This is a genomic window from Bacillus sp. FSL W8-0848 (genome assembly GCF_038007805.1).
Classification (GTDB): Bacteria; Bacillota; Bacilli; order Bacillales; family Bacillaceae; genus Bacillus; species Bacillus glycinifermentans.
The window spans coordinates 2,991,911-3,015,645 of the sequence record NZ_JBBOYB010000001.1 but is presented as its reverse complement, the minus strand read 5'-3'; the positions used below and the strand labels follow the sequence as shown (position 1 = coordinate 3,015,645).

The window sequence follows — 23,735 nt, the reverse complement described above, 5'->3', positions numbered from 1 at the left end:
TAACACATGAAAACATACAAAGGATATTTAATCGATCTAGACGGAACAATGTACAAAGGAACGGAAAAAATCGACGAAGCCTGCGAATTCGTGAAAAAGCTGAAGGAGCGGGACATTCCATACTTATTCGTGACGAACAATTCATCGCGCACGCCGAAGCAGGTGGCGGACAAGCTTGTATCTTTTGATATTCCGGCAACGGAAGAGCAGGTGTTTACGACAAGCATGGCAACGGCGAACTTCATCGCCGAGAAAAAGCCGGATGCTTCCGTATATGTGATCGGAGAAGAAGGAATCCGCCGGGCCATCGAAGAAAAAGGCCTGGCGTTCGGCGGGGAAAACGCCGACTTTGTCGTCGTCGGCATCGACCGCGGCATTACATACGAAAAGCTTGCCGTCGGCTGTCTGGCGATTCGGAACGGAGCGACGTTTATCTCGACGAACGGCGATATTGCGATTCCGACCGAAAGAGGCCTTTTGCCTGGAAACGGGTCATTGACGTCAGTGTTGACCGTGTCAACCCGCACAGAGCCGATTTTTATCGGAAAGCCTGAGCCGATCATTATGGAGCAGGCGATGAAAGTCCTCGGAACTGACATCAGCGAGACGCTGATGGTGGGCGACAACTATGACACCGATATTATGGCCGGCATGAATGCCGGAATGGATACGCTTCTTGTCCATACAGGAGTGACGAAAAAAGAACACCTTGAAGCTTACGCCAAAAAGCCGACTTACACGGTCGATTCGCTTACAGAATGGATGGACCGCATCTGAAAATGAAAAACACTTGCCCTTGTAAGAAGGCAAGTGTTTTTTTGGGGGGCTTTATTCGGCGTCTTTCGCCCGGTGCGCGAGCCTGCTTGAGGCCGCGGCCGCAATGGCGCCGACGATGTCGTCCAAAAAGGTATGGCATTCCCCCGTTGACTTGTCGTTTAAGCGGGCGAGCACCCCGGGCTTTATTTTATCGATATAGCCGTAATTGGTATAACCGATCGAGCCGTACAAATTGATGATCGAAAAAGACAAAATTTCATCGACGCCATAAAGGCTTTCATCTGTCTCAATTAAGGATTGCAGAGGCTCCAACAGCTTTTTCTGCTCTCCCAGCATATCGAGCTGGATACCGGTAAGCACGGCGTTTTGAACCTCGCGCTTCTTCAAGACCCGGCTGACATTCGCTTCACATTCTTCTTTTGTAATGTCAGGATGGTATTTCTTTTGTAAAAGGTAGACAAGATCCGCAATCTCGGAAATCTTGACGCCCCGTTTTTCAAGCCACTCTTTTGCTGCTGATTCTATTTTGTGCATGCTGTTGTTTTCCGGCATCGTGTTCACCCAATCTTTTTTACTTAGTGTATACAAACGTCCTGCAAAACGTAACGATTTTAGAACGTTTTCACTCATAAATGGCTTCTAGATGGATTACGATGTGTAGAAGGCCATTTTTTAAAGGAGTGTTGTATGGTGAAAGATTTGATCAAAGAAAAATTCGGAATCCACATTCGCGAACTTTCGTCATATCTCTCCTATCAGACTTTTCAAACACCCAATTCCATGTTCTTGATCGCCCCAGTTTCCCATTTAAGCCAAGCCGAACTTGCGGAGCTGTATTACATGAGTCAGTATTTGCAAGAACAGCGCGACCCATACGTTTCCTCTTTTTTGTTCACAAAGGACGGGGAGATGACTTTTAGGGACGGAAAAACGGCATATGTGCTGCTTCAAGCGGCGCCCCGTTTTACGAACCGGTCTTTTCCGTTCGGTACGGAGCTCGCCGAATTTCATCAAAAGGGGAGGGGCTATCCTTATGAAGTAAAAGAAACGACAAGGATCGGCCAGTGGAAAGAATTGTGGGGGAAACGCCTCGACCAGCTCGAGCAGTTCTGGATTCAAAAATCGCAGTCACAGCCATTGCAGCCTTTTGAAAAACGGTTTATCGAATCGTTCCCTTATTATCTCGGCTTAACGGAAAACGCCATTCAATATTTGGCAGATACCGAATTAGATGACAAGCCCCAGGCTGCTGATTCCGGGACGATCTGCCAGCAGCGCCTCACCTGTGAGACATGGAAGCAGGAGCCTTTGGTCAAGGTTCCCGTAGAATGGGTGTTTGATCATGCGGCACGGGATCTTGCAGAATACGCCAGAAGCCTGTTTCAGCAAAAAGGCGATCTCAATGAGGTGATGCTATTTCTTCAGCAATATGAACAGGTCAGTCCGCTTTCTTCCTTTTCAAAGCGGCTCATGTACAGCAGGCTCCTGTTTCCGCTTCATTACTTTGAAACGGTTGAAGGCTATTATATCTCTCCTGAATCAGAGCACCACTATTATGAGAACAAGCTCGACCATCTATTGTCCCAGGTGCCGGCGTATGAACGGTTTCTGAGCGGATTTCAGGAGATGGTCAGCATAAGATCGGGAGGATTGGCTGTCATGCCTTCCGTCAATTGGCTGAAAAGGACACCTTAAGGCGGGGTGTTCTTTCTTAGTCGCATGAGGCTCTTAACTTTTGCCGCCTTTTTCGATATGCTAAAAGAAATCAGCTCTTAGAAAGGAACGTGGCACAATGGACAAACCGTTTGTATACGTGACGAGGAAATTACCCGAAGAACAGCTTTCTCCATTAAAAGAACTGGCTGATATCGAGATGTGGGAAAAAGAGGATGAGCCGTGTCCGCGGGACGTCCTGCTTGAAAAAGCAAAAACGGCCGACGGGCTTTTGACGATGCTGTCGGACCGGATCGATGCGGAGCTTTTGCAAAAAGCCCCCCGATTAAAAGCGGTCGCCAACTTGGCGGTCGGATTTGACAATATCGATGTGGAAGCAGCAAGAAAACGGGGCGTGATCTGCTGCAATACGCCGGATGTATTGACGGAGTCGACCGCCGATTTAACCTTTGCATTGTTGCTTGCGGCAGCGCGCAGAATCATTGAGGCGAGCGACTGGATCAAGCAAGGAAAATGGACGGGCTGGGGACCGCTTTTGCTGGCAGGCGCCGATGTGCATCATAAAACGATCGGCATCGTCGGCATGGGAAGCATCGGACGGGCTGTGGCAAGGCGGGCAAAAGGCTTTGGCATGAATATTTTGTACCACAACCGGAAACGAAATCCCGAAGCTGAAAAAGAACTGGGCGCTTCTTACGCACCGTTTGATGAGCTCATTGGACAAGCCGACTTTGTCGTGTGCCTGACGCCGCTGACAGAGGAGACGAAGCATCTGTTTAACCGTTCAGCTTTTCAAAAGATGAAGAAAAGCGCAATTTTCATCAATGTTTCAAGAGGACAGGTCGTCGATGAACGGGATCTGTATGATGCGCTCATTCACAACGAAATCGCCGGTGCAGGCCTTGATGTCTTTGCCGAAGAGCCGATTTCAAAGGAACATCCGCTCGTCGGTCTCCCGCAGGTGACCGCACTTCCTCATATCGGAAGCGCCAGCAGAGAAACGAGGGAAGAAATGATGAGGCTTTGTGCGGAAAATATTGCGCTCGTCCTGAGCGGCAAACCGGTGAAAACGGAGATTTAGCTCTCCTCTTCCGGCTTTTTTAGTCCGGAAGATTTTCTTACAAAAATATTTCTGAATATATAGAATCTTATTATATCAGAAACTAAAGCGTTTACAAACGCCATTTTTCAGCAATCGTCATCTTGTCAAAACAAAAATCCCCCATTATAATGTTTGTAACTCAAATGTCTGCGTTGCAATTACAAATGTCCTTTTAGAATGGACGATCGGATAGAAAGGTGGAATTTTAGTGAAGGCGATACGAGTCGGGCTTCTTGGTTTAGGAACAGTCGGGAGCGGGGTGGTGAAAATCATCCAGGATCATCAGGACAAACTGGTGCATCAGGTCGGATGCCCTGTCACCATCCAAAAAGTGCTAGTTAAAGATAAAGATAAAAAAAGAGATGTCGAGCTTCCCAAAGAGGTTTTGACGACGGAAGCCTATGATGTGATAGAAGATCCGGAAGTGGATGTCATCATCGAGGTCATCGGGGGCATCGAACAGACGAGGCGGTATTTGCTTGACGCTCTCCGCGCAAAAAAACACGTCGTGACGGCGAATAAGGATTTGATTGCCCTTTACGGGTCAGAGCTTTTAGCTGCGGCAAAGGAAAACGGCTGCGACCTTTATTTTGAGGCGAGCGTTGCCGGAGGAATCCCGATTTTACGGACGCTTGAGGACGGCCTTGCTTCAGACAGAATCACGAAAATGATGGGAATCGTCAACGGAACAACCAACTTCATCCTGACGAAGATGAACAAAGAAAAGGCCCCATACGAAGAGGTGCTGAAGGAAGCGCAGCGGCTCGGCTTCGCGGAAGCTGATCCGACCGCCGATGTGGAAGGCTTAGATGCCGCAAGGAAAATGGCGATTTTGGCAAGGCTCGGCTTTTCCATGAATGTCGACCTTGAAGACGTTAAAGTAAAGGGGATTTCCCAGGTATCTGATGAAGACATCAACTTCAGCAAACGGCTCGGCTATACGATGAAGCTGATCGGCATCGCCCAGCGCGACGGCCAAAAAGTCGAAGTCAGCGTTCAGCCGACATTGCTTCCCGATCATCATCCGCTGTCTTCGGTTCACAACGAATTCAATGCGGTCTACGTATACGGGGAAGCCGTCGGAGAGACGATGTTTTACGGACCGGGGGCGGGCAGCATGCCGACTGCAACCGCCGTTGTCTCAGATTTGGTGTCCGTCATGAAAAACATGCGCCTCGGTGTAAACGGCCGCAGCTTTGTCGATCCGCAGTTTGAGAAAAAAATGAAGTCGCCTGCTGAAATTTTTGCCCAGCAATTTTTAAGAATCCATGTCAAAGACCAGGTCGGCTCATTTTCAAAAATCACCGCGATTTTTTCGGAAAGAGGGGTCAGCTTTGAAAAGATCCTGCAGCTTCCGATCAAAGACAATGACGACCTGGCTGAAATCGTCATCGTCACGCATCATACGTCTGAAGAAGATTTCTCAGACATTTTGAAAAAGCTGGACGATCTTGAAGTCGTTCATCAGGTCAAAAGTACTTATCGAGTAGAAGGGAACGGTTGGAGCTAATGTGGAAAGGACTCATTCACCAATATAAAGACTATCTTCCTGTAACAGACAAGACGCCGGGGCTGACATTGAACGAAGGAAACACGCCGCTCATTCACTTGAAAAACTTATCTGCAAAGCTCGGCATCGAGCTTTATGTGAAAACCGAAGGCGTCAACCCGACAGGTTCCTTCAAAGACCGCGGGATGGTGATGGCTGTTGCTAAAGCGAAGGAAGAGGGCAATGATACGATCATGTGCGCCTCGACGGGAAACACGTCAGCTGCCGCTGCGGCGTATGCGGCCCGCGCCAACATGAAGTGCATCGTCATCATTCCGGACGGAAAAATCGCCTTTGGAAAATTGGCTCAAGCCGTCATGTACGGGGCTGAAATCATCGCAATCGACGGTAACTTTGACGATGCCTTGAAAATGGTCCGCAGCATTTGTGAAAAAGAGCCGATTGCATTGGTGAACTCCGTAAACCCTTACCGGATCGAAGGGCAAAAAACGGCTTCGTTCGAAATCTGCGAGCAGCTTGGCACCGCCCCTGATATCCTTGCGATTCCGGTGGGGAATGCGGGAAATATTACGGCATACTGGAAAGGTTTTGAAGAATACCATGAAAAACACGGCACAGGTCTGCCCGTCATGCGCGGCTTTCAGGCGGAAGGCGCTGCTCCGATCGTAAAAAACAGGGTGATAGAAAATCCGGAAACCGTTGCGACGGCGATTCGAATCGGAAATCCGGCAAGCTGGGACAAGGCGGTCAATGCGGCAAACGAATCAAACGGAAAAATCGATGAAGTATCAGATGAGGAAATCCTCTCCGCTTACCGGCTGTTGGCGAGGGAAGAGGGCGTATTCGCCGAGCCGGGCTCCTGCGCGTCAGTCGCCGGCGTGCTGAAGCAGCTGAGAACGAAAGAAATTCAGCAGGGGGCAAAAGTCGTTGCCGTCTTAACCGGAAACGGCCTGAAAGATCCAAATACAGCCATCGATGTCTCAAACATCAAACCGGTCACACTGCCGACAGATGAGGAAAAAATTCTTGAGCACTTAAAAGGAGCCGCACGTGTATGACAGAGGCTGACATGCTGATTTCCATTACGGTTCCGGCAAGTACTGCCAATCTGGGTCCGGGTTTTGATTCAGTCGGAATGGCGCTATCACGCTATTTAAAGCTGTCTGTTTTTCCTTGTGACGAGTGGCGGTTTGAAGCTGAAACAGACATCGTGGCAGGTATACCCGCCGGAACGGAAAATTTGATTTATCAAGTAGCCAAGCGGACTGCCGCCCATTTTGGAAAAGAGCTTTCGCCGTGCCTTGTCAAAGTGTGGAGCGACATCCCGCTTGCCCGCGGGCTCGGCAGCAGTGCGGCTGCGATTGCCGCTGCCGTGGAGCTTGCAAACGAACTGGCTGACTTAAAGCTGTCTGTACGCGATAAACTGCATTTTGCAAGCCTTGAAGAAGGACATCCCGACAATGCCGGGGCTTCGCTTTCAGGAGGCCTTGTCATCGGACTTCACGAGAAGGACGAGACACAGCTTGTCTCGATCAAGGACGTAGACATCGATGTCGTCGTTGTCATTCCTTTTTACGAAGTTCTGACAAAAGATGCGCGGGACGTTCTTCCGGAAAGCCTCACATTTTCAAAAGCGGTCGAGGCAAGTGCAGTCAGCAATCTGCTTGTGGCCGGGCTCATGTCAAAGGACTGGCACCTCGTCGGACACATGATGAAAAAAGACCTTTTTCATCAGCCGTACAGGAGGGCGCTCGTTCCCGAACTTGCCAAGGTCGAGCATGAAGCCGGGTTGTGCGGCGCATATGGAACGGCTTTGAGCGGCGCGGGACCGACGATTCTCTCCTTTATTGAAAAAGGAAAAGGAGAAGAACTGAAAGCCAGGCTCGCGTCAAAGTTTCCGCATTGTGAAGTCGACTGCCTCCATGTGCCGGACACAGGAGCAGCCGTCGAAAGAAAACCGGTGAAAAGCGCATCCCCAGCCGACTAAAAAGAGCTTTTACAGGCTCTTTTTTAGTTTGCCGGGAAAACAAGGATTTTTATTTAGGAAGTCGAAATAGAGTATAGACACTGAACAAGAGAGGAGAATCGCGATTGAAGCAGCTCATAACGGAAGCAGACATTACGAGGCTCGCATCGGTTACAGATCCCCAATATTCGCCTGACGGCAAAAAACTCGCTTATGTACAAACAAAAGTGAACAAAAAACAAGATTCGTATGATGCGCATATCATGGTCTTTGATACCGAAACAGAGGAAACGGCGCAATGGACGTTCGGAACAGGAAGAAATCAGCATCCGCGATGGTCGCCTGACGGCAGGATGCTCGCATTTACATCAAACCGGGATGATTCGTCACAGGTATATGTGATCCATACGGCTGGAGGCGAAGCGAAAAAAGTGACAGACATTCCTTATGACGTCGTGCAGCCTGAATGGTCGCCCGACGGAAAATACTTGCTTTGCTCTGTCAAGCTGACGAAAACCGAAAGCGTCAAAGACGAAAAAAAGCCCGAAATCGAAGACCACGAACCATTGGAAGTCGATTCCTTAACATATAAAGCAGACGGGCAGGGCTTTAAAAGGGGGAAATATACGCAGCTTGTCCTCGTCCAGATCGAAACGGGGGACATGAAGCAAATCACCGCATGCGAAAGGGATCATGTCAGCCATGCGTTTTCACCTTGCGGGGAGAAAATCGCTTTTTGCGCCAATTTGACCGAAGAAGATGACAACCGTGTAAACGACGTCTACTTGATGACGCTGTCAAGCGGAGAGCTCAAACGCCTGACGGGACAAAACGGGATCTTTTCATCCCTGTCTTTTTCTCCTGACGGAAAACGCCTTGCCTTTTTAGGGCACGAAAAAGAGTTCCAAAATGCGACGCTTGATAAAGCCTGGATGTACGATTTTGAAAAAGACGAGCTGACATGCCTAACCGAGATGCTTGACGTTCATTTAAACGATGCGGTCGCAGGGGACAGCCTTGTCGGAGGTGTACTGCCAAAACCGGCTTGGACGAAGGATGGCAACGGTTTTTACGTGATCGGGACCGATCAGGGAGCAACGGGCATTTATTACATATCAACAGAAGGCCTCGCCTACCCGGTCCGCCTGGAAAAAGAGCATCTGAACGGATTCAGCCTCCGTCCGGATGAAACGGGGTTTGCCGCTTCGATCGCCCTGCCCGTTTGGCCGAGTGAGCTGTATGATATTGCATTGGGCGAAGATAAAGCGAAGCGCCTGACGGATGCCAATGAGGATTTCGTTAAGGAGCACATCATCTCAACACCTGAAGAATTTCAATTTGAGACGGCCGACGGCTTAATGGTGCACGGGTGGCTGATGAAGCCGGCCGGCTTTGAGGAAGGAAAAAAATATCCGCTCATTTTAGAGGTTCACGGCGGACCGCACGCGATGTATGCGAACGCCTATTTTCACGAATTTCAAGTGCTCGCCGCCAAAGGCAGCGCAGTCGTCTATGTCAATCCGAGGGGAAGCCACGGCTATGGCCAGGACTTCGTCAACAAAGTGAGAGGCGACTACGGAGGCGGAGACTTCGGCGATGTCATGGCAGCCGTTGACCATGTTCTCGCGCATCACGATTTTATTGATCAGGACAGACTCGGAATCACAGGCGGAAGCTACGGCGGCTTTATGACAAACTGGGCCGTCGGCCATACGAACCGCTTTAAAGCCGCGGTGACGCAGAGGTCGATTTCCAACTGGGTCAGCTTTTACGGCGTAAGCGACATCGGCTACTTTTTCACGGATTGGCAGCTTGGAGCAGACCTTTTTGAAGATCCGGACAAACTATGGGACCGTTCGCCGCTGAAATATGCCGAAAGGGTTGAAACCCCGCTTTTGATCCTTCACGGCGAACGCGATGACAGATGTCCGATTGAACAGGCTGAACAGCTGTTTACAGCGCTGAAAAAAATGGGGAAGAACGTAAAGTTTGTCAGATTTCCGAACGCGTCCCACGACTTGTCGCGAAGCGGCCACCCGAAGCAGCGCATCAAGCGGCTGCAATATATCGCCGGATGGTTTGACAGCCACTTGTAAATAAAAAAGGCTGCCACTTTTGTTTGGCAGCCTTTTTGCTATTAAAATACTTGTTCTACTTCAATAACGCCCGGAACTTCTTCCAAGAGCGCGCGCTCGATTCCGGCTTTAAGCGTGATCGTGGAACTCGGGCAGCTTCCGCATGCGCCGAGAAGACGAAGCTTTACGATGCCGTCTTCAACGTCGACAAGCTCGCAGTCACCGCCGTCACGAAGCAAAAACGGACGAAGTTTGTCCAGCACTTCCTGCACCTGTTCTTTCATTTCGACTTCTGTCGCCATTCATATCGCTCCTTTCAAATCATACAACCATTATATTCAGTCGAACAATAAAAAGCTATTGTTTAGTTTCAGCGTTTTCCCACCTATTATATCATATTTGCCCCCAAAGACAAAAAACGATTTTTATGGAGAGCGGGGCGAAAATAGACTAAAATAAAAAAAGGGAAAGGAGCGTGTTGATATGACAAAACAAGCCGAACTTTTTGTTTACGGCGCAGATGTTCTTTGTCCGAGCTGTGTGAACCTTCCGTCATCAAAAGAAACGTACGAATGGCTCGAAGCCGCACTCAAAAGAAAGTATCCCGGCCAGCCGTTCACGATTACGTACATCGATATTCATCAGCCTCCTGAGAATGATCCGAAAAAACTGGAGATAACGCAAAAAATATTAAATGACGAATACTTCTATCCGTTGGTCCTCGTCGGTGACCAAGTCGTCGGCGAAGGAAATCCGAAGCTGAAGGACGTGTATAAGGAAATGGAAAAGCAGGGATATAAGCCGGCGATATAAAAAACAGCAAGGGTGTCATAACCTTGCTGTTTTTTTTATGGCTCTTTTTTGAGAAAAACGGGCAAACTGATGAAAAACGTGCAGGAGTGGTACACATGTCTTTCATCGAAGGGCAGATCGTCTCCGGTGATTTTGATCAGGAGATGAACGTCTTTTCTCTTAAAAAAGTTAAGCAGTTCCACACGCAGACCAGTTTAAAGGAAAACCAGCTTGAAGCCTTGCAGCAATATTTGAAGCAGCATGAAGATGAAGCAGACGGGCAGATCATCACCCTTTACGACCAAATGCTTGTACCTTTGTCACAGGCGGACATTAAAGCGCTGCTGAACGATTTGTCAAAAGTCCAGTCCTTATATAAAAAAGGCTGAAGGGATCCTTCAGCCTCATGTTTACACCCGTTTTCCGGCGCGAATGTCATCCGTCATTCCTGGATACGGCGCTTTGGAAATCAGTTCTTCATTATTTGCGCCTGCGTTTTCCATAAACGTGATGTCCGCAAACTCAGGAACGACGTATTTTGGATATGTCTCATATTTTTCACGGGACTCTTCCATTAAATCAATATAATCGTTTTGGTAGCAGACGGTAATGTCCGGGCGTTCGTGAACCCATTTTGGAAAGAAAATGATGCCGTGCATGCGTTTTTCTTTTGGCATAAAGTTCAGCGAAACATCAGTGCCTGTCGGTTCTGTCCAAGATACCTTGTACACGCCTTCAGTAAGTTTGACGAGGTTGACTTCCTGATCCCGGACCCAGCGGCCTGCAACCATGCCGCTGTGAATGCGGTAATCGATCGTATGATCATTTTTAATGTAAATTTCGTACTCCCAGCCGTTTTCATAAGTATAGATCATGTGGCTTCCGACAAAATCTTGCACATCCTGATTCATATGAACAGCTCCTTTTCAATGTAAATATAAACATGTAACACTTTACATATATAAGTTTAAAGCATCGCTTATGATATTGTCAAAAATTAAGTGATGGAAAAGAATTATAAGTGATATTAGGAAATTTTGCTAATATTTAGAAAAATGGATTGTCAAAAAATGCTCGATTCTGTAAAATGAAAGACAACCCATAAAAAGGAAAATGAATAAAGAAGAAGGGAATGATAATCGATTGAAAACAAAAATTGCGTATGAAGAAGTCGCCAAAATGCTGAATCAATGGTACGTCATGATCAAGCGCCATGAAATATCCCAGGCGGTCTCCATAAAGTATGACATCGAGAATCAGCTTCCGAACATGGAGGAAAATCAAGATTTGCTGCTCTATTTTAACCTTTTAGACTACCGGCATAAGCTGCTGACAGAAGAATTTGCCGCCTCAAACAGGCTGTTTGAAGACATTCAGCATCAAAAAGCAGATATGCAAAGCACGGACGACATGATCGAATACTATTTTTTCTTTTTTGCCGGCATGTACGAATTTCATAAAAAGGACTACACAAATGCGATCAATTATTACAAACTCGCAGAGAACAAGCTCAGAAAAATCCCCGATCAGATCGAAAATGCCGAATTCCACTACAAAATGGCGGTCGCCTACTACCAAATCAAACAAAATTTCTTCTCCTTAAACCACGCGACAGCTGCCTTAAAAACCTTCAAAACGCATGATGACTATATTCAAAAAGCGATAAGCAGCGAAATGATTTTAGGTGCGAATAAACTCGATTTATTTCGTTTTGACGAAGCGGAAAAACACTACAAGCAGGCTTTAAAAGACGCAACACAGATCGAAAATAACACCCTCATCGGCATGGCTCATCACAATTTAGGGTTGAGCTGCGTCAGCCGCGACCTTCTCAACATGGCGGAAACGCACTTTAAGGAGGCGCTTCGCCTGCAAGATCATGAAGAATCTGTATACGGAATCCACTCCATGTTTGAATTGACGCATGTCCTGTACAAATCAGAACGTTTTCATGAAGCCCGCGAATGGTATAAAAAAGGTTTTTCTCGTGCAAAAAAAGCAGGAGAAAGGGAATATTTGTCGAAATTTAGACTTATCCATGCTCTGTATGATGAACACGATTCGCTTACAGTCGAACATGCTTTAGAATACCTCAAAACGATTAATCTTTGGACGGATATAGCAGAATTAACATTGGACATTGCGCTTTTCTATAAAAAAAATGGTGATGCAAAACATGCGGCCGAATACTTTGAAGAGTCTCATCATGCAAGAGACCAAATCCTGAAAAGAACGGAGGAGTTAAAGTGAAGAAGATGCTTGCCGCCGTGTCGGCGGCCGTTGTCGCCAGCCTTGCCGCAGCCAGCTTTGTGCCCCAACCAAAAGGAAACGCCGAGTTTGCCGGACGAGCCATTTTTCTTGAGCATTCATCCACAAAGCAGCTTGCAGGAAGAGCGATATTTCTTGATCGCTTCACAGGAACTGCATCAGCCGATCCTGTCAAAGAAAAAACTGCAAAACCGGCATTAAGCTGACGCCGTCCATTTTGAGGTGCCTTCACGGCGCCTTTTTTTGAGGTAACGGGAGGCCTTTACAATATGATGCATTTCCAGAAAAATTCCGATTCAGCCATCATCGTACTGCACGAAATATACGGCGTAAACCGGCATATATTGGATTTTGGGCGAGCGCTTTCTGATTATGGCTTTGACGTGTTTTGCCCGAATGTATTCAATCAGGAAACAACATTCGATTATGCCGACGAGAAAGCCGCATACACACACTTCACAGAGAATGTCGGTTTTGTCGACGCCTCCCAAAAAATAAAAACGATCATCAGTCAATTGAAAAACAGATATCAAAAAGTGATCATCGTCGGTTTCAGCGTGGGGGCGACGGCAGCCTGGCTGTGCAGTGAAGAAGACCATGTCAGCGGAATGGTCGGATACTACGGCTCCCGTATAAGAGATTACTTGGACATGACGCCTGCATGTCCGGTGATGCTGTTTTTTCCAGAAGAGGAGCGGTCATTTTGCGTTGATGAATTGCGAGCTGCGTTAAAGGAAAAAGGGATAGAGACGCACAAATTAGCGGGCTTGCACGGATTTGCCGATCCGTATTCCATGACATACAATCGGCAGTCTGCACAAACCGCTTTCGGGCACATGATGCGCTTTTTAAAGGGATTGTGATGAATGGATTGGTATGAAAAAACTGAATATGCGGGCCGTGTTTAGCGCTGATCGGATATAAGCTTTAGAATGATTGAAAAGCGTTACATTGCAAAACAATAAGTAAAACGAATGACTGAAGGGAAAGAGCCGCTGAACGGCCTGCAAAAAAAAGCTCATCATGACAGATGAGCTCTTTTTGCCTGAATTAAAAATCCCGCGAAACCTTATCCGTTATGATGCTTATACATCCACAGCAGCCCGGATTTCAACAGGCGCGGAACCCTCCCGATCAGCGGTCGTTCAGCTACCAATCCGAAGCCGGCTTTTTTCCCGAGCGAGCCGAGGACGCCTTTCAGCTTGAATTTCGGCATCGTTTCAGGAAGAGCTTCGCCTTTCCAGCGCCATTCGAGGACCTGGACGATTTGTTCCGCTTGTGCCTCGGCAAGCTGTGCGCTTGGGGCGTGCGGAAGGCTTGCACAATCGCCGACGACATAGACGTGCTCATCTCCCGGCAAATTGTGGTGCGGCGTCAGGACGACGCGGCCCTGTGCATCCTTTTCCACGTCGAGGTCGCGGACGATCTGATTCGGCTGGATGCCGGCGGTCCAGACAATCGCATCGGCGCGAATCGGATCATCGTGGTTGTAAACGATGCCTTCCTCCACCTTTGTAATGTTGGCGCGGTTAATGATGTTGACCCCGTGCTCTTCGAACCAGCTTTGAACATATTTGCTGAGCCGGGTAGGGAAGCTGGACAAAATAAATTCCCCCCGGTCAAAGAGGATAATATTCAAGTCCTCCCGGCTTTCTCTCAATTCGCTTGCGAGTTCCACGCCGCTAAGTCCTGCCCCGACGATAGCAACGGTCGCTTCAGCGCATAAATTGTTGAGCGCCTGGTACGTGCTGCGGGATTGGTCGATCGTTTGAATGCTGTACGTATATTCAGCCGCTCCGGGAACATTGTGATATTTATCCTCACAGCCGAGGCCGATCACTGCATCGTCGTAGGAAATCGGCTCTCTGTCATGAAACAGCACTTTTTTTTGCTGCAAATCGACAGCGGAAATATTGCCGTATTCAATCTGCAATTTAGGGTGATCCGGGAAGGACACTCTGATATGATGATCAGAAATCGTTCCTGCAGCAAGCGCATAATACTCCGTTTTTAAACAATGGTAAGGGTTTTTGTCAATTAAGGTGATCATCACATCATCAGGCAGCTGATTTGGCAACAGGCGGTGTATGACGCGCATATTGCCGTAACCGCCGCCAAGCAAGACTAAGTTTCTCATGCTAATTCCCCTTTTCCCCTCAGATTCAAGTAAGTTATCTTTTTACATTGCAAAAATAAAAAACTACGTAAATACCCTCTAGAATTATATCTAATTTGATGCAAAATCACAATATTTCTCGGAAAATAACCTACAAATACACCATGATAACAGAATTAGTAAAACTTTTTTACGGAATTGATATGTTACAAAAGCTTTATTCATCAGCTCAATGTTTTGACTAACCGGAGAGGATTAGGGTACGATAAAAATGCGATGTGAGGTGAATGATAGTGTTTCCAATTGTTGAATTTTGCGTCAGCAATCTTGCCCAAGGCTCTCAAAAGGCAAAAGAAATATTGGAGAAAGACCCGAATTTAGACGTTATCGAGTACGGCTGTCTAAGTTATTGCGGTCAATGCATGCAGACATTATTCGCCCTTGTAAACGGGGAAATGGTCTCAGGGGATAATCCGGCCGAATTGGTCGAAAACATATATAAATTCATCGAAGAAAATGAATTTATCTAAGCGGGATCAAAAGGCGATCCCGTTTTCTCATGTTGCCGCATGATAAAAGCTCCCTGCTAATGGAAGCAGAGAGCTTTTATGTATGAAAAACGGGGGATATTCATATTGTGTCCGATCCTTTCAGCTTTTATACTAAAAGAAATAAAAAAATGTTGGAGGCCGCTATGAATTTTTTTCGCTTCACGAAAATGCACGGTTTAGGAAACAGTTATATATATGTTAACCAATTTGAAGAAAAACTCCCTGAGGAGATGCTGCCGGAGCTTGCCGTCAAAGTATCCTCGGTTTACACGGGCATCGGTTCGGACGGAATGATTTTGATCTGCCCATCTGACAAAGCGCCAGTTAAAATGCGGATTTTCAACAGCGACGGCTCTGAAGGCAAAAATTGCGGAAACGGATTGCGCTGTGTCGCAAAATATGCTTATGAACATAAACTTGTAAAAGAGAAGACATTTTTCATTGAAACTCTGTCAGGTCTTGTGACAGCCGAGGTCGAGGTAAAAGACGGAAAAGTCGTTTCGGCTACGGTCGATATGGGTGAGCCGCGCCTCCGCAAATCCGATCTTCCGATGCTCGGAGACGGCGATTCTGACACGATCAACGAACCGATGGAATTCGGCGGCCGGGAAATGAGAGGAACCGCTGTTTCGATGGGGAATCCGCATATCGTCTTTTATTTGGACGATATCGAGGAGGCACCGCTTAATACGATGGGACCCATGATTGAAAAAGACGAGAGGTTTCCGGAAGGCGTCAATGTTGAATTTGTCGAAGTGGAGAATGAAAACGAGCTGCACTTCCGTGTATGGGAAAGGGGATCAGGGATTACCCAGGCCTGCGGAACAGGGGCTTGTGCGGCAGCGGTCGCATCGGTATTAAACGGATTTGCCAAAAGGGAAACGGACATTACCGTCCACCTTGCCGGAGGCGATCTCGTCATCAATTGGAAGCACGACGGCCGCGTCATGATGACGGGCCCGGCGGAAACGGTGTGTGAAGGCGTATTTTACGTTTGAAAACAGCCTGTTTGAGAAATAAATGACGGCCCTTTATAATAGAGGTGCACATGACAGCCGGAGGAGGTGCTAATTCATGAGCGAAAAAACGATTACAATTACGGAAGCGGCTGCCCTTCATATAAAAGATATGATGAAAGAGCATGAAGAGGAAAATGCTTTTTTGAGAATCGGTGTGAAAGGCGGCGGGTGCAGCGGTCTTTCATACGGAATGGGATTTGAACACGAAAAAAACGACGATGACAATGAATTCGTTCAGCATGGGATCACCGTGCTGATCGATCAGGAAAGCCTCGATATCATGAACGGAACGGTCATTGACTTCAAACAATCGATGATGGGCGGAGGCTTTACGATCGACAACCCGAACGCCATCGCATCGTGCGGCTGCGGCTCTTCATTCCGGACGGCGGCGAACGCCGGGAAGCCGGAAGAGTGCTGACAGTATATTAACGTTTTTAAGACGCCGATTTGGCGTCTTTATCTTGTCTTAAACCCATTCACAAAGCTTTCTCCGTCCCGTTCCGTATGAATAAGCTTCTGAGCGCTTTGGCTGATCCGCTGAGCAAGAGCCTGCTGCGCTTTCCCTTCGAAGCTGTAGAGAAGTGATGAATAGACGCTGTTCATTTCCTTTTGTATGTCATCTACTTTGAATTTCGGTCTGAGGGTATTTCGAACGGATTCGAGCTTGGTTCCGGCCACGCCTCTCATACCCGTTTTCAGCATAGCAAGCTGCCTGCGCTTTTCCATTGGGTCGTTCTGCTTTTTGATTATTTGATCTAACGTATCCATTTACTCATCTCCTATAACTTTAACCATCTTGCCAGCATTTTGTCTTTTGATTTAAAATCTTTTGCGATTTGCGAAAGGTAGCCGCTGATCTCCTCTAAATCTAAAATCGTGTCTTGTAATGAAGCGATATATGCCGCTTCGGCATCGACATCGTAAAACAGCGGATTCCCTTTTTTATCGAACGACTGCGCCAAATCATTCAGCGTATTGTTTACATCATCGAGCGTAAGCTGATCGTATAAGCCGTGACCGACCTGGCGATAGGTATCGTATTTCAAATCGCTTATCGCAGCGTCATGTTCCTGGTAGGCGTTTTCCGCTTCTCTTTTCATCGTACGCAGGTCGTTTATAATCGCATTTACTTTTTCCGCAAGCTGCTTAGCGACTTCGGGGGTGACTTTAATCGCGCCGCTCCCTGATGCCACTTCAGCCGGCAGCATTGCTTTTAAATTTTTATCGTAGACGAGTTCATCGCCTTCAACATTTTGAACGTTGCCGTCTTCGTCGAAGGTGAAATTCGAATCATTGAGGCCGTGGGTGTCGGGCATTCCCATAACCGTTGTAGTAATGTAATCTGTAGCTACACCTAACACCGTACCAAATATACCGCCATTCACCCTCGGATCAAGTCGTATTTGTCTTTCCGCACGTGCAACCGAGGGATCTTTCGTATATATCGTTCTGCCTGCATGCCGTTCATACTCAAACCACCAGCCGGAACCAGTCATATCATCCGGATTGACAATCGCTTTTACATACGAATTATATTTGCCGCTCCGGATCGCTTTTTGCTTTTCTTCTGAATGCAATTTAACAACGGAGGGGTTATTGAACGCCACAGCATAGATATCATTATTGACCGCGCTATATTCCGCCTCTGCGCCGCCAAGTGAGTGTCCTGTCGTTGAAACGATCGTCGATGTCCCTTTATACTTTTGTTTGACTTCACGTACAAGATCATCGGCTTGCCCAATTTGGGATGTTTTCGTTATTAATTTATAGTTACCAGAGCTAAGCATTGCGTCTTGTGAGGGTGTTGCGTTGTATTTTCCTATTGTTTTGGATGTATCTTTTTCAATTATGTAGTGTTCCTTCTTTTTCGGATCAAATCCCGCGACAACGTTTCCGCCGTCAGCATCAATGACATCCTGAAAGAACTGGTTTTTCGGGTCGGTTCCTGCGAAAGCTACGACGACGTTTTCTGGTGTATCAGGCTTAACCCATTTACCGTTCTTTTTCTTGGCTTGAACAAAAACATACGCATCAAGCCCGGTGTCAGAGTCCCTTTTAATTTTATCAACGTAATAAGCTTTATTTGACTTGCTCTCTATAGGTGTTTTTTCCTTGAAAGCTTCTTTCATTTTCTCTGTACTATAAGTGTTTTGGCTAAGAAAATAATAATCTTTATCCGTTAAATTAGGAATATCGCACTTTTTATTCATGTACATAACTCCTTAGACTATGTAAAATGTAAGATGGAAAGGATGGTTTTATGAGAAAATACATAATTATCCTTCTTGCTCTGGTTATTATAGCATTAGGAGGAATACTTATGAAGCAGCAACATGAAAACAAGGACAAAGAAGCGCTTTTTAATTTGGCTAAAGAAAGAATGACAGACTTTATTGAAACCAATTATAAAGATATTAGTTCGATTAATTATTCTGACGACTATGAAGTAAATCCGATGAGCGGCGTCGATATAAAAGGATATCTAAATGGAGATAAGCAGAAGAAAATATGGGGTATTTACGATAAGTCTAATGATGAAGTCGGTTCCTTCACTGTCGATGCTGAAAGAAAGCCCGAGTGTAAAGATAAAATTTGCGATTATTAATAAAAATAGCCCGCTCTTCGTGAGTTGGGCTGTTGCCTTTTTATATGCTCTTTTTCATTCAAATTAGCGATACTTCTATCGTTTATTGCTTTTCTTCTAAACTGGACTTAAAATTCTTCGAAAAAGTGGCAGATCATTATGATGAGCATTCCACCCTTAAAAATGACAGGCCGCCCTGACCTTAATCGGATAGGGCATTTTTTGTTATTTACGGATAGCGATGCTTGCCATGCCGAGAAGGTCAGCGAGATTCGTCGCTATGAAAGGGCAGCATTAACAATTGTAAAGATTTTTTATAAAAGTTGATATGACGGGGTTTTCATCTATCGTATTGAGCGGACAACCGGAACGCCATCGCATCGTACGGCTGCGACTCTTCATTCTGGACAGCGGCGAACACCGGAAGAGGCCGGTAATAAACTAACGAAAAATGCACCTTTCTTCCATCGCGAAGAAAGGCGTATTTTTTTCTGCTCACATGGCGACCCTTACATATGCATGCGAACGCTCCGGTCCGCCTAAAATGCAGGCAAAACCCGGCTGCAGTGAGCGGGCCGGAAAGGGTGTTTTATTTTCGGTTGAAGAGGCGGTGAAGGTTGCTTGTATTGTTGGTGATCGACGTCAAGAAGCGGGTGCCGCTTGCCATTTCCTGATTGCAAAGAGGACATAAAGGACGCTCGCTGCTCGTAAAGTTTTTTCTCATCCATCCGTTGCAGTCTTCTGCCGTACACTCCCATGTACTGACATCTTCTTTCGGCAAAGGTTCTTGATTACGATTGTTGTAGTAAGACATAACGTCACTTCCTCACAAGGGTTTTTATGGAGCATGTAAGAATATTTTGTGAATCTTAAGACATTCTATTCGCTCATTTGTTATTCTATACTGGACAAGTCCTTTTGGAACTTAAGCCCGACATTTGAAAAGGAGTGCAACCATGGAAGAAAAGATCAAGTGCAGACATTGCGATCAGCTGATCCCGTACAGTTCAAAAGTATGCGAAGCGTGCGGCGGCAAGGATCCGCTGCCAAAAGCTGATAAAATCAAAGACCGCATCATCCTGGGTACTGCAGGCATTGTTGGCGTGCTGACGGTTGTCCTGATTTTAGGGACGATCTTTTCGTATATAAGGCTGTTTAAATAAAAAGGAGCCGGTGGTCGGGCTCCTTTTTATTATTTATTTTCAAACATGCTTGTCGAATGAAGCGGCTGAACGCGCGCTTTCGGGTCCATATAAGCTTTTGCATTGTTGACGGCTGTCGGTGCTTCACCGAATCCGCTGGCAATCAGCTTGACCTTCCCATCGTATGTGCAGATGTCGCCGGCGGCATAGAAGCCGGGGATGTTCGTTTCCATCGTTGATTTGACTTTGATGGAGTTTTTCTCGATTTCAAGCCCCCAGTTTTTGATCGGGCCGAGGGATGAGACAAATCCGAAGTTAACAATGACATCATCCACGTCAAGGATTTCCTTTCTTTCCCCTTTGACCTCCTCAATGACGATCTGCTCAATGTTTGTTTCGCCGATCAACTCGGTCGGAACAAACGGAGTCAGCACGTTGACTTTTGAGTTGTGCAGGTTTTCTACGCTGTGCTCATGAGCGCGGAATTTATCGCGGCGGTGAATGATGGACACTTCTTTCGCGATCGGTTCAAGCATGAGCGCCCAGTCCACGGCAGAGTCTCCGCCTCCCAATACGGCGACGCGCCTGCCGGCAAATTTGTTCAAATCATCGATAAAGTAGTGCAGGTTCGCACCTTCGAAACGTTCCGCCGATTCGAGTTCAAGCTTTCTCGGCTTGAATGCGCCGTTTCCGGCAGTAATGATCACCGTTTTTGAATAATGGATTTCTTCATTTGTGACAAGCTTAAAGATTCCGTCTGCCTGTTTTTCGACGCTTTCAACGGCTTGCTCGAGACAAACGGTTTGGTCGAATTTAGCCATTTGCTCCTTTAAATTGTCGACGAGTTCCTGAGCGCGGATTTTAGGGAAGCCGGCTACATCATATATATATTTTTCCGGATATAAAGCGGACAGCTGGCCGCCGAGCTGCGGCAGGCTTTCGATAATTTTGACGCTCGCTTGCCGCATTCCGCCGTAAAACGCGGTGAACAAGCCGACAGGGCCGCCTCCGATGATTGTAATATCATAAACTTTTGAGTCTTCACGCATGAAAATAATGCCCCCTAAATGAAAATTGTTCTTAATTATATCATATCACATAAAATAAATACGAGCGTGCGGGATTTTTCCGAGGATTTTTGTGAGAAAATCTTACCGGGTTTGATCAACCCGAACGTTTTATCAAGCATATCGAACCTTGAAAAAACAAATATGAATCGCTATGATGTAGTTGTGAACAAATTGTTACATCTTTATGAAACTTTTACGTCGATTAGATGGACAGCATTCAGCTTTTTGGTGTTCTTAAAGTGAAGGATTTCACAAACTTTTTTTGATAAAAAGCCGGCATCCTGTTGAAAATAACCCAAAGGCTATTTTTATCCGGCTTGCCAGTAAAATATAGAAAAGGTGGATGTGATTCCGTTGAATAAGCCAAAAGTAGTAGTGTTAGGTGCAGGTTATGGAGGATTAATGACTGTCACAAGACTCGTCAGGAAAATCGGCGTTAATGAAGCAGAAATTACGCTTGTCAATAAGCACAACTATCATTATGAAACAACATGGATGCACGAGGCGAGCGCAGGGACGCTTCATCATGACAGATGCCGCTATCCGATCAAAGACGTCATCAACCAATCGCGTGTCCGCTTTGTAAAGGATACGGTAAAGAAAATTAATAAAGATGAAAACAAGGTCGTCCTGGAGACCGGAGAGCTGTCATACGACTACCTGGTTGTTGCGCTGGGGGCTATCCCTGAGACGTTTGGAATTTCCGGTTTGCGGGAGCATGCTTTCCCGATTGCGAATATCAATACGTCACGCCAGCTTCGCGAGCATATTGAATATCAGTTTGCAACATATAACACAGAAGCAGAAAAACGTCCTGAGCGCCTGACGATCGTCGTCGGAGGAGCGGGCTTTACCGGGATTGAATTTTTGGGCGAGCTGGCCAACCGCATCCCCGAATTGTGCAGGGAATACGATATTGACCGCCAGAAGGTCAACCTGATCTGCGTGGAAGCGGCGCCGTCCGTTCTCCCGGGGTTTGATCCGGAACTTGTCGATTACGCGGTGAACTATCTTGAAGGAAAAGGAGTCGAATTCAAGATCGGAACTGCTGTAAAAGAATGCACGCCTGACGGCATCATCGTCGGCAAGGACGACAAGACTGAGGAAATAAAAGCCGGAACGGTCGTATGGGCGGCAGGTGTCCGCGGAAATCCGGTCATTGAAGAATCAGGATTCGAAAACATGCGAGGCCGCGTCAAAGTGAAACCTGATCTCAGGGTCGAAGGCCATGACAATATTTTCGTCATCGGCGACTGCTCGCTCGTCATCAATGAGGAAAATGACCGCCCATACCCGCCGACTGCCCAGATTTCAATGCAGCAGGGCGAAACGTGCGCTAAAAACATCGCCGCATTGATACACGGTAAAGAGACAGAGGCGTTTCAGTTTGATAATAAAGGTTCTGTCGCTTCCCTCGGCGAACACGATGCAATCGGAGTCGCATTCGGCAAAAAAATGACGGGAACGACGGCTTCAATGATGAAAAAAATCATCGACAACCGCTCGCTTTTTCTGATCGGCGGACCGGGGCTCGTGCTGAAAAAAGGGAAGTTCAAGTTTTTCTAATTAAGAAACAGCCTGCAGCTTGATGCTGCAGGCTGATTAAAACTTTAAAAACAAAAGAAAAAGCAAGAATACTTAATCTTTAAGCGCTTACATCGAATAATCCGTTATATTTTCTCACTTTATCATTGACAGCGTTCATGTTATTATTATCTGAAAATTGGGAAAAAGGTGTGTTTATCATGAAGACTTCTTCAGCTCAGCATTCTGGCTCATCGTGTACATTTTGTTCAGGCAAAGGGTATTTCCAGCTTTTGCTCGGCGGATCAGAGACGTGCAGCAACTGCCGGGGCACAGGAAAAGTCCGCTGAATTGTCCTTCCAATGATTGACTCATCTTCCTGCTCCAATGTAAACTAAAAGAGGTTACATGGGGGTGGAAAGCTTGATTAGTTTGCCTGTCGTCATCATTTCGATTGTCTTGTTTTTCGTGCTGTTTTTCGGCATCGGCTTTTTGTTGAACATGCTTCTTAGAATGTCTTGGATTATGGCTGTTATATACCCGATTGTATGCCTTTTCATTGTCAATCAGGAAAAGCTGATCCGCTATGTAGAGGCTCCCGGGGATGCGTTTTCCGGACTGCTTGACCGCGTGGCCTCTTTGGCGGCTGCGGATATCATGATTTTGGCAAGCGGGATGGCCGGGGCCCTTCTCTCCGGAGTCACGATCAAAGCGCTGCGAAAAAGAGGATATCAAATGTTTTAAGCCTTCTATTGCATTTGAGGAAGGCTTTTTGCATTGATAATTTTCATACTTTTCTTAAAACTCTCTCGCCGGTTGAATATTTCTCTTTCCTGTTGGAAACAACTAGATGGTGAGAGGAGTGGAAAGAATTGAAAAAAGCGATGACTCTATTCAGGCGCTTCTTTATGTCAGCTTTGTTTGCCCTGGCTTTCATGACGACTTTCTTGGCGGTCTCAGGAGTGGAAGCGCAGGATTTATCGAACTGGGCAAAAAAACGGGATTTACCCTTAAAACAATTATATCTGACGTTTAAATCACTTCCGAAAGAAAAAGCGGACAAGACGTCATTATCAGCCGCAAAACAAATGAAAAACAAATCGAAAAAGCTTGAGGATGCTTTTGACTGGAGCAAATATCCGAAACAAAAAGTGGTCGCGACGGGGTACACGGCCGGAGTCGAATCTACGGGTAAACAGCCCCATCATCCCGAATACGGGGTTACATATTCCGGCGTAAAGGTCAAAAGGGATTTATATTCGACAGTTGCAGCAGATCCGTCTGTTTTTCCGATCGGGACGATTTTGTTCATTCCGGACTACGGCTACGGCGTAGTGGCAGACACAGGATCGGCTATTAAAGGAAACCGCCTTGACCTGTATTATGAAACGGTGGAAGACGTCTATAATGAATGGGGAAAGAAGACCCTTGATGTGTATGTCATCAAGAAAGGAAAAGGCTCCGTGACCGAAGAGGACCTGTCAAAGCTGAACGAAAACAAATCGATGCAGGTATTCAGGCAGAAATATAAGATGGCAAAAGAATAAACGTTTAAGCTCCTG

The 23,735-nt window shown here is 46.6% G+C and carries 29 protein-coding genes and 1 pseudogene; 21 read left to right on the top strand and 9 right to left on the bottom strand.

Annotated features, from left to right (window positions below; translation table 11 throughout):
• Window positions 1-6 precede the first annotated feature (6 nt).
• Complete coding sequence (locus tag NSQ39_RS15940) at window positions 7-777, top strand: TIGR01457 family HAD-type hydrolase (protein ID WP_046131643.1); 771 nt, start codon at window positions 7-9, stop codon at window positions 775-777.
• A 51-nt stretch (window positions 778-828) separates the two neighbouring features.
• Here the strand turns inward: NSQ39_RS15940 and NSQ39_RS15935 are convergent, their stop codons facing one another.
• A complete protein-coding gene (locus NSQ39_RS15935) occupies window positions 829-1,329 on the bottom strand; it encodes a phosphatidylglycerophosphatase A family protein (RefSeq protein WP_046131642.1) in 501 nt (166 codons plus the stop codon).
• Window positions 1,330-1,464: 135 nt separating this feature from the next.
• Between NSQ39_RS15935 and yutH the strand changes: the two genes are divergently transcribed.
• From yutH to NSQ39_RS15905, 6 genes are all read left to right on the top strand, one after another.
• Entirely contained in the window at window positions 1,465-2,472 is a 1,008-nt protein-coding gene (yutH, locus tag NSQ39_RS15930) for a spore coat putative kinase YutH (RefSeq protein WP_046131641.1), read from the top strand.
• A 97-nt stretch (window positions 2,473-2,569) separates the two neighbouring features.
• Window positions 2,570-3,532, top strand: coding sequence for a 2-hydroxyacid dehydrogenase (locus NSQ39_RS15925; protein WP_046131640.1), 963 nt, complete (start codon window positions 2,570-2,572; stop codon window positions 3,530-3,532).
• A 229-nt stretch (window positions 3,533-3,761) separates the two neighbouring features.
• Window positions 3,762-5,063, top strand: coding sequence for a homoserine dehydrogenase (locus NSQ39_RS15920; protein WP_175077582.1), 1,302 nt, complete (start codon window positions 3,762-3,764; stop codon window positions 5,061-5,063).
• Window positions 5,063-6,121 (top strand): threonine synthase, encoded by a 1,059-nt coding sequence (gene thrC, locus NSQ39_RS15915; protein ID WP_175077587.1) that lies wholly within the window; start codon window positions 5,063-5,065, stop codon window positions 6,119-6,121. The genes NSQ39_RS15920 and thrC overlap by 1 nt, the downstream gene beginning before the upstream one ends.
• Window positions 6,118-7,050 (top strand): homoserine kinase, encoded by a 933-nt coding sequence (thrB, locus tag NSQ39_RS15910; protein ID WP_046131638.1) that lies wholly within the window; start codon window positions 6,118-6,120, stop codon window positions 7,048-7,050. Before thrC ends, thrB begins: the two co-directional genes overlap by 4 nt.
• A 104-nt stretch (window positions 7,051-7,154) precedes the next feature.
• Window positions 7,155-9,125 carry a S9 family peptidase gene (locus NSQ39_RS15905; protein ID WP_046131637.1) on the top strand — a complete coding sequence of 657 codons (1,971 nt, stop codon included), beginning with the start codon at window positions 7,155-7,157 and terminating at the stop codon, window positions 9,123-9,125.
• A 41-nt stretch (window positions 9,126-9,166) separates the two neighbouring features.
• Here NSQ39_RS15905 and NSQ39_RS15900 read toward each other — a convergent pair.
• Window positions 9,167-9,429, bottom strand: a pseudogene (locus NSQ39_RS15900) (NifU family protein).
• Window positions 9,430-9,587: 158 nt separating this feature from the next.
• Here NSQ39_RS15900 and NSQ39_RS15895 point away from each other — a divergent pair.
• Both NSQ39_RS15895 and NSQ39_RS15890 read left to right on the top strand, forming a co-directional pair.
• A complete protein-coding gene (locus NSQ39_RS15895) occupies window positions 9,588-9,917 on the top strand; it encodes a YuzD family protein (RefSeq protein WP_046131636.1) in 330 nt (109 codons plus the stop codon).
• Between the two features lie 95 nt (window positions 9,918-10,012).
• Window positions 10,013-10,285, top strand: a complete 273-nt coding sequence (locus NSQ39_RS15890) for a hypothetical protein (RefSeq protein WP_046131661.1) — start codon at window positions 10,013-10,015, stop codon at window positions 10,283-10,285.
• 21 nt (window positions 10,286-10,306) lie between these two features.
• On the opposite strand, the gene NSQ39_RS15885 is transcribed toward NSQ39_RS15890, so the two are convergent.
• Window positions 10,307-10,795: a phenolic acid decarboxylase gene (locus NSQ39_RS15885; RefSeq protein ID WP_065894769.1), complete on the bottom strand. Its 489-nt coding sequence runs from the start codon at window positions 10,793-10,795 to the stop codon at window positions 10,307-10,309.
• 244 nt (window positions 10,796-11,039) lie between these two features.
• On the opposite strand from NSQ39_RS15885, the gene NSQ39_RS15880 reads away from it, so the two are divergent.
• The 3 genes from NSQ39_RS15880 (at window position 11,040) to NSQ39_RS15870 (ending at window position 13,027) form a co-directional block, all read left to right on the top strand.
• Window positions 11,040-12,146 (top strand): Rap family tetratricopeptide repeat protein, encoded by a 1,107-nt coding sequence (locus NSQ39_RS15880; protein WP_046131660.1) that lies wholly within the window; start codon window positions 11,040-11,042, stop codon window positions 12,144-12,146.
• Window positions 12,147-12,151: 5 nt separating this feature from the next.
• Window positions 12,152-12,370: a hypothetical protein gene (locus NSQ39_RS15875; RefSeq protein ID WP_202049493.1), complete on the top strand. Its 219-nt coding sequence runs from the start codon at window positions 12,152-12,154 to the stop codon at window positions 12,368-12,370.
• A gap of 63 nt (window positions 12,371-12,433) precedes the next feature.
• On the top strand, window positions 12,434-13,027 hold the full coding sequence (locus NSQ39_RS15870) for a dienelactone hydrolase family protein (protein ID WP_175077583.1): 594 nt from the start codon (window positions 12,434-12,436) through the stop codon (window positions 13,025-13,027).
• Between the two features lie 206 nt (window positions 13,028-13,233).
• Here the strand turns inward: NSQ39_RS15870 and NSQ39_RS15865 are convergent, their stop codons facing one another.
• The gene (locus NSQ39_RS15865; RefSeq protein WP_175077584.1) at window positions 13,234-14,301 is read right to left on the bottom strand and encodes an NAD(P)/FAD-dependent oxidoreductase; all 1,068 of its coding nucleotides are present in this window, start codon (window positions 14,299-14,301) and stop codon (window positions 13,234-13,236) included.
• Between the two features lie 272 nt (window positions 14,302-14,573).
• Between NSQ39_RS15865 and NSQ39_RS15860 the strand changes: the two genes are divergently transcribed.
• The 3 genes from NSQ39_RS15860 (at window position 14,574) to NSQ39_RS15850 (ending at window position 16,271) form a co-directional block, all read left to right on the top strand.
• Entirely contained in the window at window positions 14,574-14,810 is a 237-nt protein-coding gene (locus NSQ39_RS15860; protein ID WP_046131631.1) for a YuzB family protein, read from the top strand.
• Between the two features lie 164 nt (window positions 14,811-14,974).
• A complete protein-coding gene (gene dapF, locus NSQ39_RS15855) occupies window positions 14,975-15,829 on the top strand; it encodes a diaminopimelate epimerase (protein ID WP_175077585.1) in 855 nt (284 codons plus the stop codon).
• A gap of 76 nt (window positions 15,830-15,905) precedes the next feature.
• A complete protein-coding gene (locus NSQ39_RS15850) occupies window positions 15,906-16,271 on the top strand; it encodes a HesB/IscA family protein (protein WP_175077586.1) in 366 nt (121 codons plus the stop codon).
• 38 nt (window positions 16,272-16,309) lie between these two features.
• Here the strand turns inward: NSQ39_RS15850 and NSQ39_RS15845 are convergent, their stop codons facing one another.
• Both NSQ39_RS15845 and NSQ39_RS15840 read right to left on the bottom strand, forming a co-directional pair.
• A complete protein-coding gene (locus NSQ39_RS15845) occupies window positions 16,310-16,621 on the bottom strand; it encodes a hypothetical protein (RefSeq protein WP_175077677.1) in 312 nt (103 codons plus the stop codon).
• A gap of 11 nt (window positions 16,622-16,632) precedes the next feature.
• A complete protein-coding gene (locus tag NSQ39_RS15840) occupies window positions 16,633-18,063 on the bottom strand; it encodes a lipase (protein ID WP_254416465.1) in 1,431 nt (476 codons plus the stop codon).
• Window positions 18,064-18,113: 50 nt separating this feature from the next.
• On the opposite strand from NSQ39_RS15840, the gene NSQ39_RS15835 reads away from it, so the two are divergent.
• Window positions 18,114-18,458, top strand: a complete 345-nt coding sequence (locus tag NSQ39_RS15835) for a DUF1433 domain-containing protein (RefSeq protein WP_175077622.1) — start codon at window positions 18,114-18,116, stop codon at window positions 18,456-18,458.
• 319 nt (window positions 18,459-18,777) lie between these two features.
• On the opposite strand, the gene NSQ39_RS15830 is transcribed toward NSQ39_RS15835, so the two are convergent.
• Both NSQ39_RS15830 and NSQ39_RS15825 read right to left on the bottom strand, forming a co-directional pair.
• Complete coding sequence (locus NSQ39_RS15830) at window positions 18,778-18,936, bottom strand: hypothetical protein (RefSeq protein WP_175077621.1); 159 nt, start codon at window positions 18,934-18,936, stop codon at window positions 18,778-18,780.
• A gap of 90 nt (window positions 18,937-19,026) precedes the next feature.
• Entirely contained in the window at window positions 19,027-19,251 is a 225-nt protein-coding gene (locus tag NSQ39_RS15825; RefSeq protein ID WP_046131628.1) for a cold-shock protein, read from the bottom strand.
• Between the two features lie 142 nt (window positions 19,252-19,393).
• Here NSQ39_RS15825 and NSQ39_RS15820 point away from each other — a divergent pair, with 142 nt between their 5' ends.
• Window positions 19,394-19,600: a hypothetical protein gene (locus NSQ39_RS15820; protein ID WP_175077620.1), complete on the top strand. Its 207-nt coding sequence runs from the start codon at window positions 19,394-19,396 to the stop codon at window positions 19,598-19,600.
• A gap of 29 nt (window positions 19,601-19,629) precedes the next feature.
• Here the strand turns inward: NSQ39_RS15820 and yumC are convergent, their stop codons facing one another.
• Window positions 19,630-20,628: a ferredoxin--NADP reductase 2 gene (gene yumC, locus NSQ39_RS15815; protein WP_046131626.1), complete on the bottom strand. Its 999-nt coding sequence runs from the start codon at window positions 20,626-20,628 to the stop codon at window positions 19,630-19,632.
• Between the two features lie 369 nt (window positions 20,629-20,997).
• Here yumC and NSQ39_RS15810 point away from each other — a divergent pair, with 369 nt between their 5' ends.
• The 4 genes from NSQ39_RS15810 (at window position 20,998) to NSQ39_RS15795 (ending at window position 23,720) form a co-directional block, all read left to right on the top strand.
• Window positions 20,998-22,215, top strand: coding sequence for an NAD(P)/FAD-dependent oxidoreductase (locus NSQ39_RS15810; RefSeq protein ID WP_175077624.1), 1,218 nt, complete (start codon window positions 20,998-21,000; stop codon window positions 22,213-22,215).
• 179 nt (window positions 22,216-22,394) lie between these two features.
• Window positions 22,395-22,523 (top strand): YuiA family protein, encoded by a 129-nt coding sequence (locus NSQ39_RS15805; protein ID WP_161797075.1) that lies wholly within the window; start codon window positions 22,395-22,397, stop codon window positions 22,521-22,523.
• Between the two features lie 73 nt (window positions 22,524-22,596).
• Window positions 22,597-22,917 carry a YuiB family protein gene (locus NSQ39_RS15800; protein WP_175077619.1) on the top strand — a complete coding sequence of 107 codons (321 nt, stop codon included), beginning with the start codon at window positions 22,597-22,599 and terminating at the stop codon, window positions 22,915-22,917.
• 140 nt (window positions 22,918-23,057) lie between these two features.
• Complete coding sequence (locus NSQ39_RS15795; RefSeq protein ID WP_175077623.1) at window positions 23,058-23,720, top strand: 3D domain-containing protein; 663 nt, start codon at window positions 23,058-23,060, stop codon at window positions 23,718-23,720.
• Window positions 23,721-23,735 lie beyond the last annotated feature (15 nt).

Coding starts and splice junctions, on each gene's coding strand:
- NSQ39_RS15865 (WP_175077584.1), bottom strand. CDS start 14,301: ATGAGAAACTTAGTCTTGCTTGGCGGCGGTTACGGCAATATGCGCGTC.
- dapF (WP_175077585.1), top strand. CDS start 14,975: ATGAATTTTTTTCGCTTCACGAAAATGCACGGTTTAGGAAACAGTTAT.
- NSQ39_RS15895 (WP_046131636.1), top strand. CDS start 9,588: ATGACAAAACAAGCCGAACTTTTTGTTTACGGCGCAGATGTTCTTTGT.
- thrB (WP_046131638.1), top strand. CDS start 6,118: ATGACAGAGGCTGACATGCTGATTTCCATTACGGTTCCGGCAAGTACT.
- thrC (WP_175077587.1), top strand. CDS start 5,063: ATGTGGAAAGGACTCATTCACCAATATAAAGACTATCTTCCTGTAACA.
- NSQ39_RS15935 (WP_046131642.1), bottom strand. CDS start 1,329: ATGCCGGAAAACAACAGCATGCACAAAATAGAATCAGCAGCAAAAGAG.
- NSQ39_RS15875 (WP_202049493.1), top strand. CDS start 12,152: ATGCTTGCCGCCGTGTCGGCGGCCGTTGTCGCCAGCCTTGCCGCAGCC.
- NSQ39_RS15850 (WP_175077586.1), top strand. CDS start 15,906: ATGAGCGAAAAAACGATTACAATTACGGAAGCGGCTGCCCTTCATATA.
- NSQ39_RS15890 (WP_046131661.1), top strand. CDS start 10,013: ATGTCTTTCATCGAAGGGCAGATCGTCTCCGGTGATTTTGATCAGGAG.
- NSQ39_RS15840 (WP_254416465.1), bottom strand. CDS start 18,063: ATGAATAAAAAGTGCGATATTCCTAATTTAACGGATAAAGATTATTAT.
- NSQ39_RS15820 (WP_175077620.1), top strand. CDS start 19,394: ATGGAAGAAAAGATCAAGTGCAGACATTGCGATCAGCTGATCCCGTAC.
- NSQ39_RS15845 (WP_175077677.1), bottom strand. CDS start 16,621: ATGGATACGTTAGATCAAATAATCAAAAAGCAGAACGACCCAATGGAA.
- NSQ39_RS15925 (WP_046131640.1), top strand. CDS start 2,570: ATGGACAAACCGTTTGTATACGTGACGAGGAAATTACCCGAAGAACAG.
- NSQ39_RS15795 (WP_175077623.1), top strand. CDS start 23,058: ATGACTCTATTCAGGCGCTTCTTTATGTCAGCTTTGTTTGCCCTGGCT.
- NSQ39_RS15940 (WP_046131643.1), top strand. CDS start 7: ATGAAAACATACAAAGGATATTTAATCGATCTAGACGGAACAATGTAC.
- NSQ39_RS15805 (WP_161797075.1), top strand. CDS start 22,395: ATGAAGACTTCTTCAGCTCAGCATTCTGGCTCATCGTGTACATTTTGT.
- yutH (WP_046131641.1), top strand. CDS start 1,465: ATGGTGAAAGATTTGATCAAAGAAAAATTCGGAATCCACATTCGCGAA.
- NSQ39_RS15835 (WP_175077622.1), top strand. CDS start 18,114: ATGAGAAAATACATAATTATCCTTCTTGCTCTGGTTATTATAGCATTA.
- yumC (WP_046131626.1), bottom strand. CDS start 20,628: ATGCGTGAAGACTCAAAAGTTTATGATATTACAATCATCGGAGGCGGC.
- NSQ39_RS15825 (WP_046131628.1), bottom strand. CDS start 19,251: ATGTCTTACTACAACAATCGTAATCAAGAACCTTTGCCGAAAGAAGAT.
- NSQ39_RS15870 (WP_175077583.1), top strand. CDS start 12,434: ATGATGCATTTCCAGAAAAATTCCGATTCAGCCATCATCGTACTGCAC.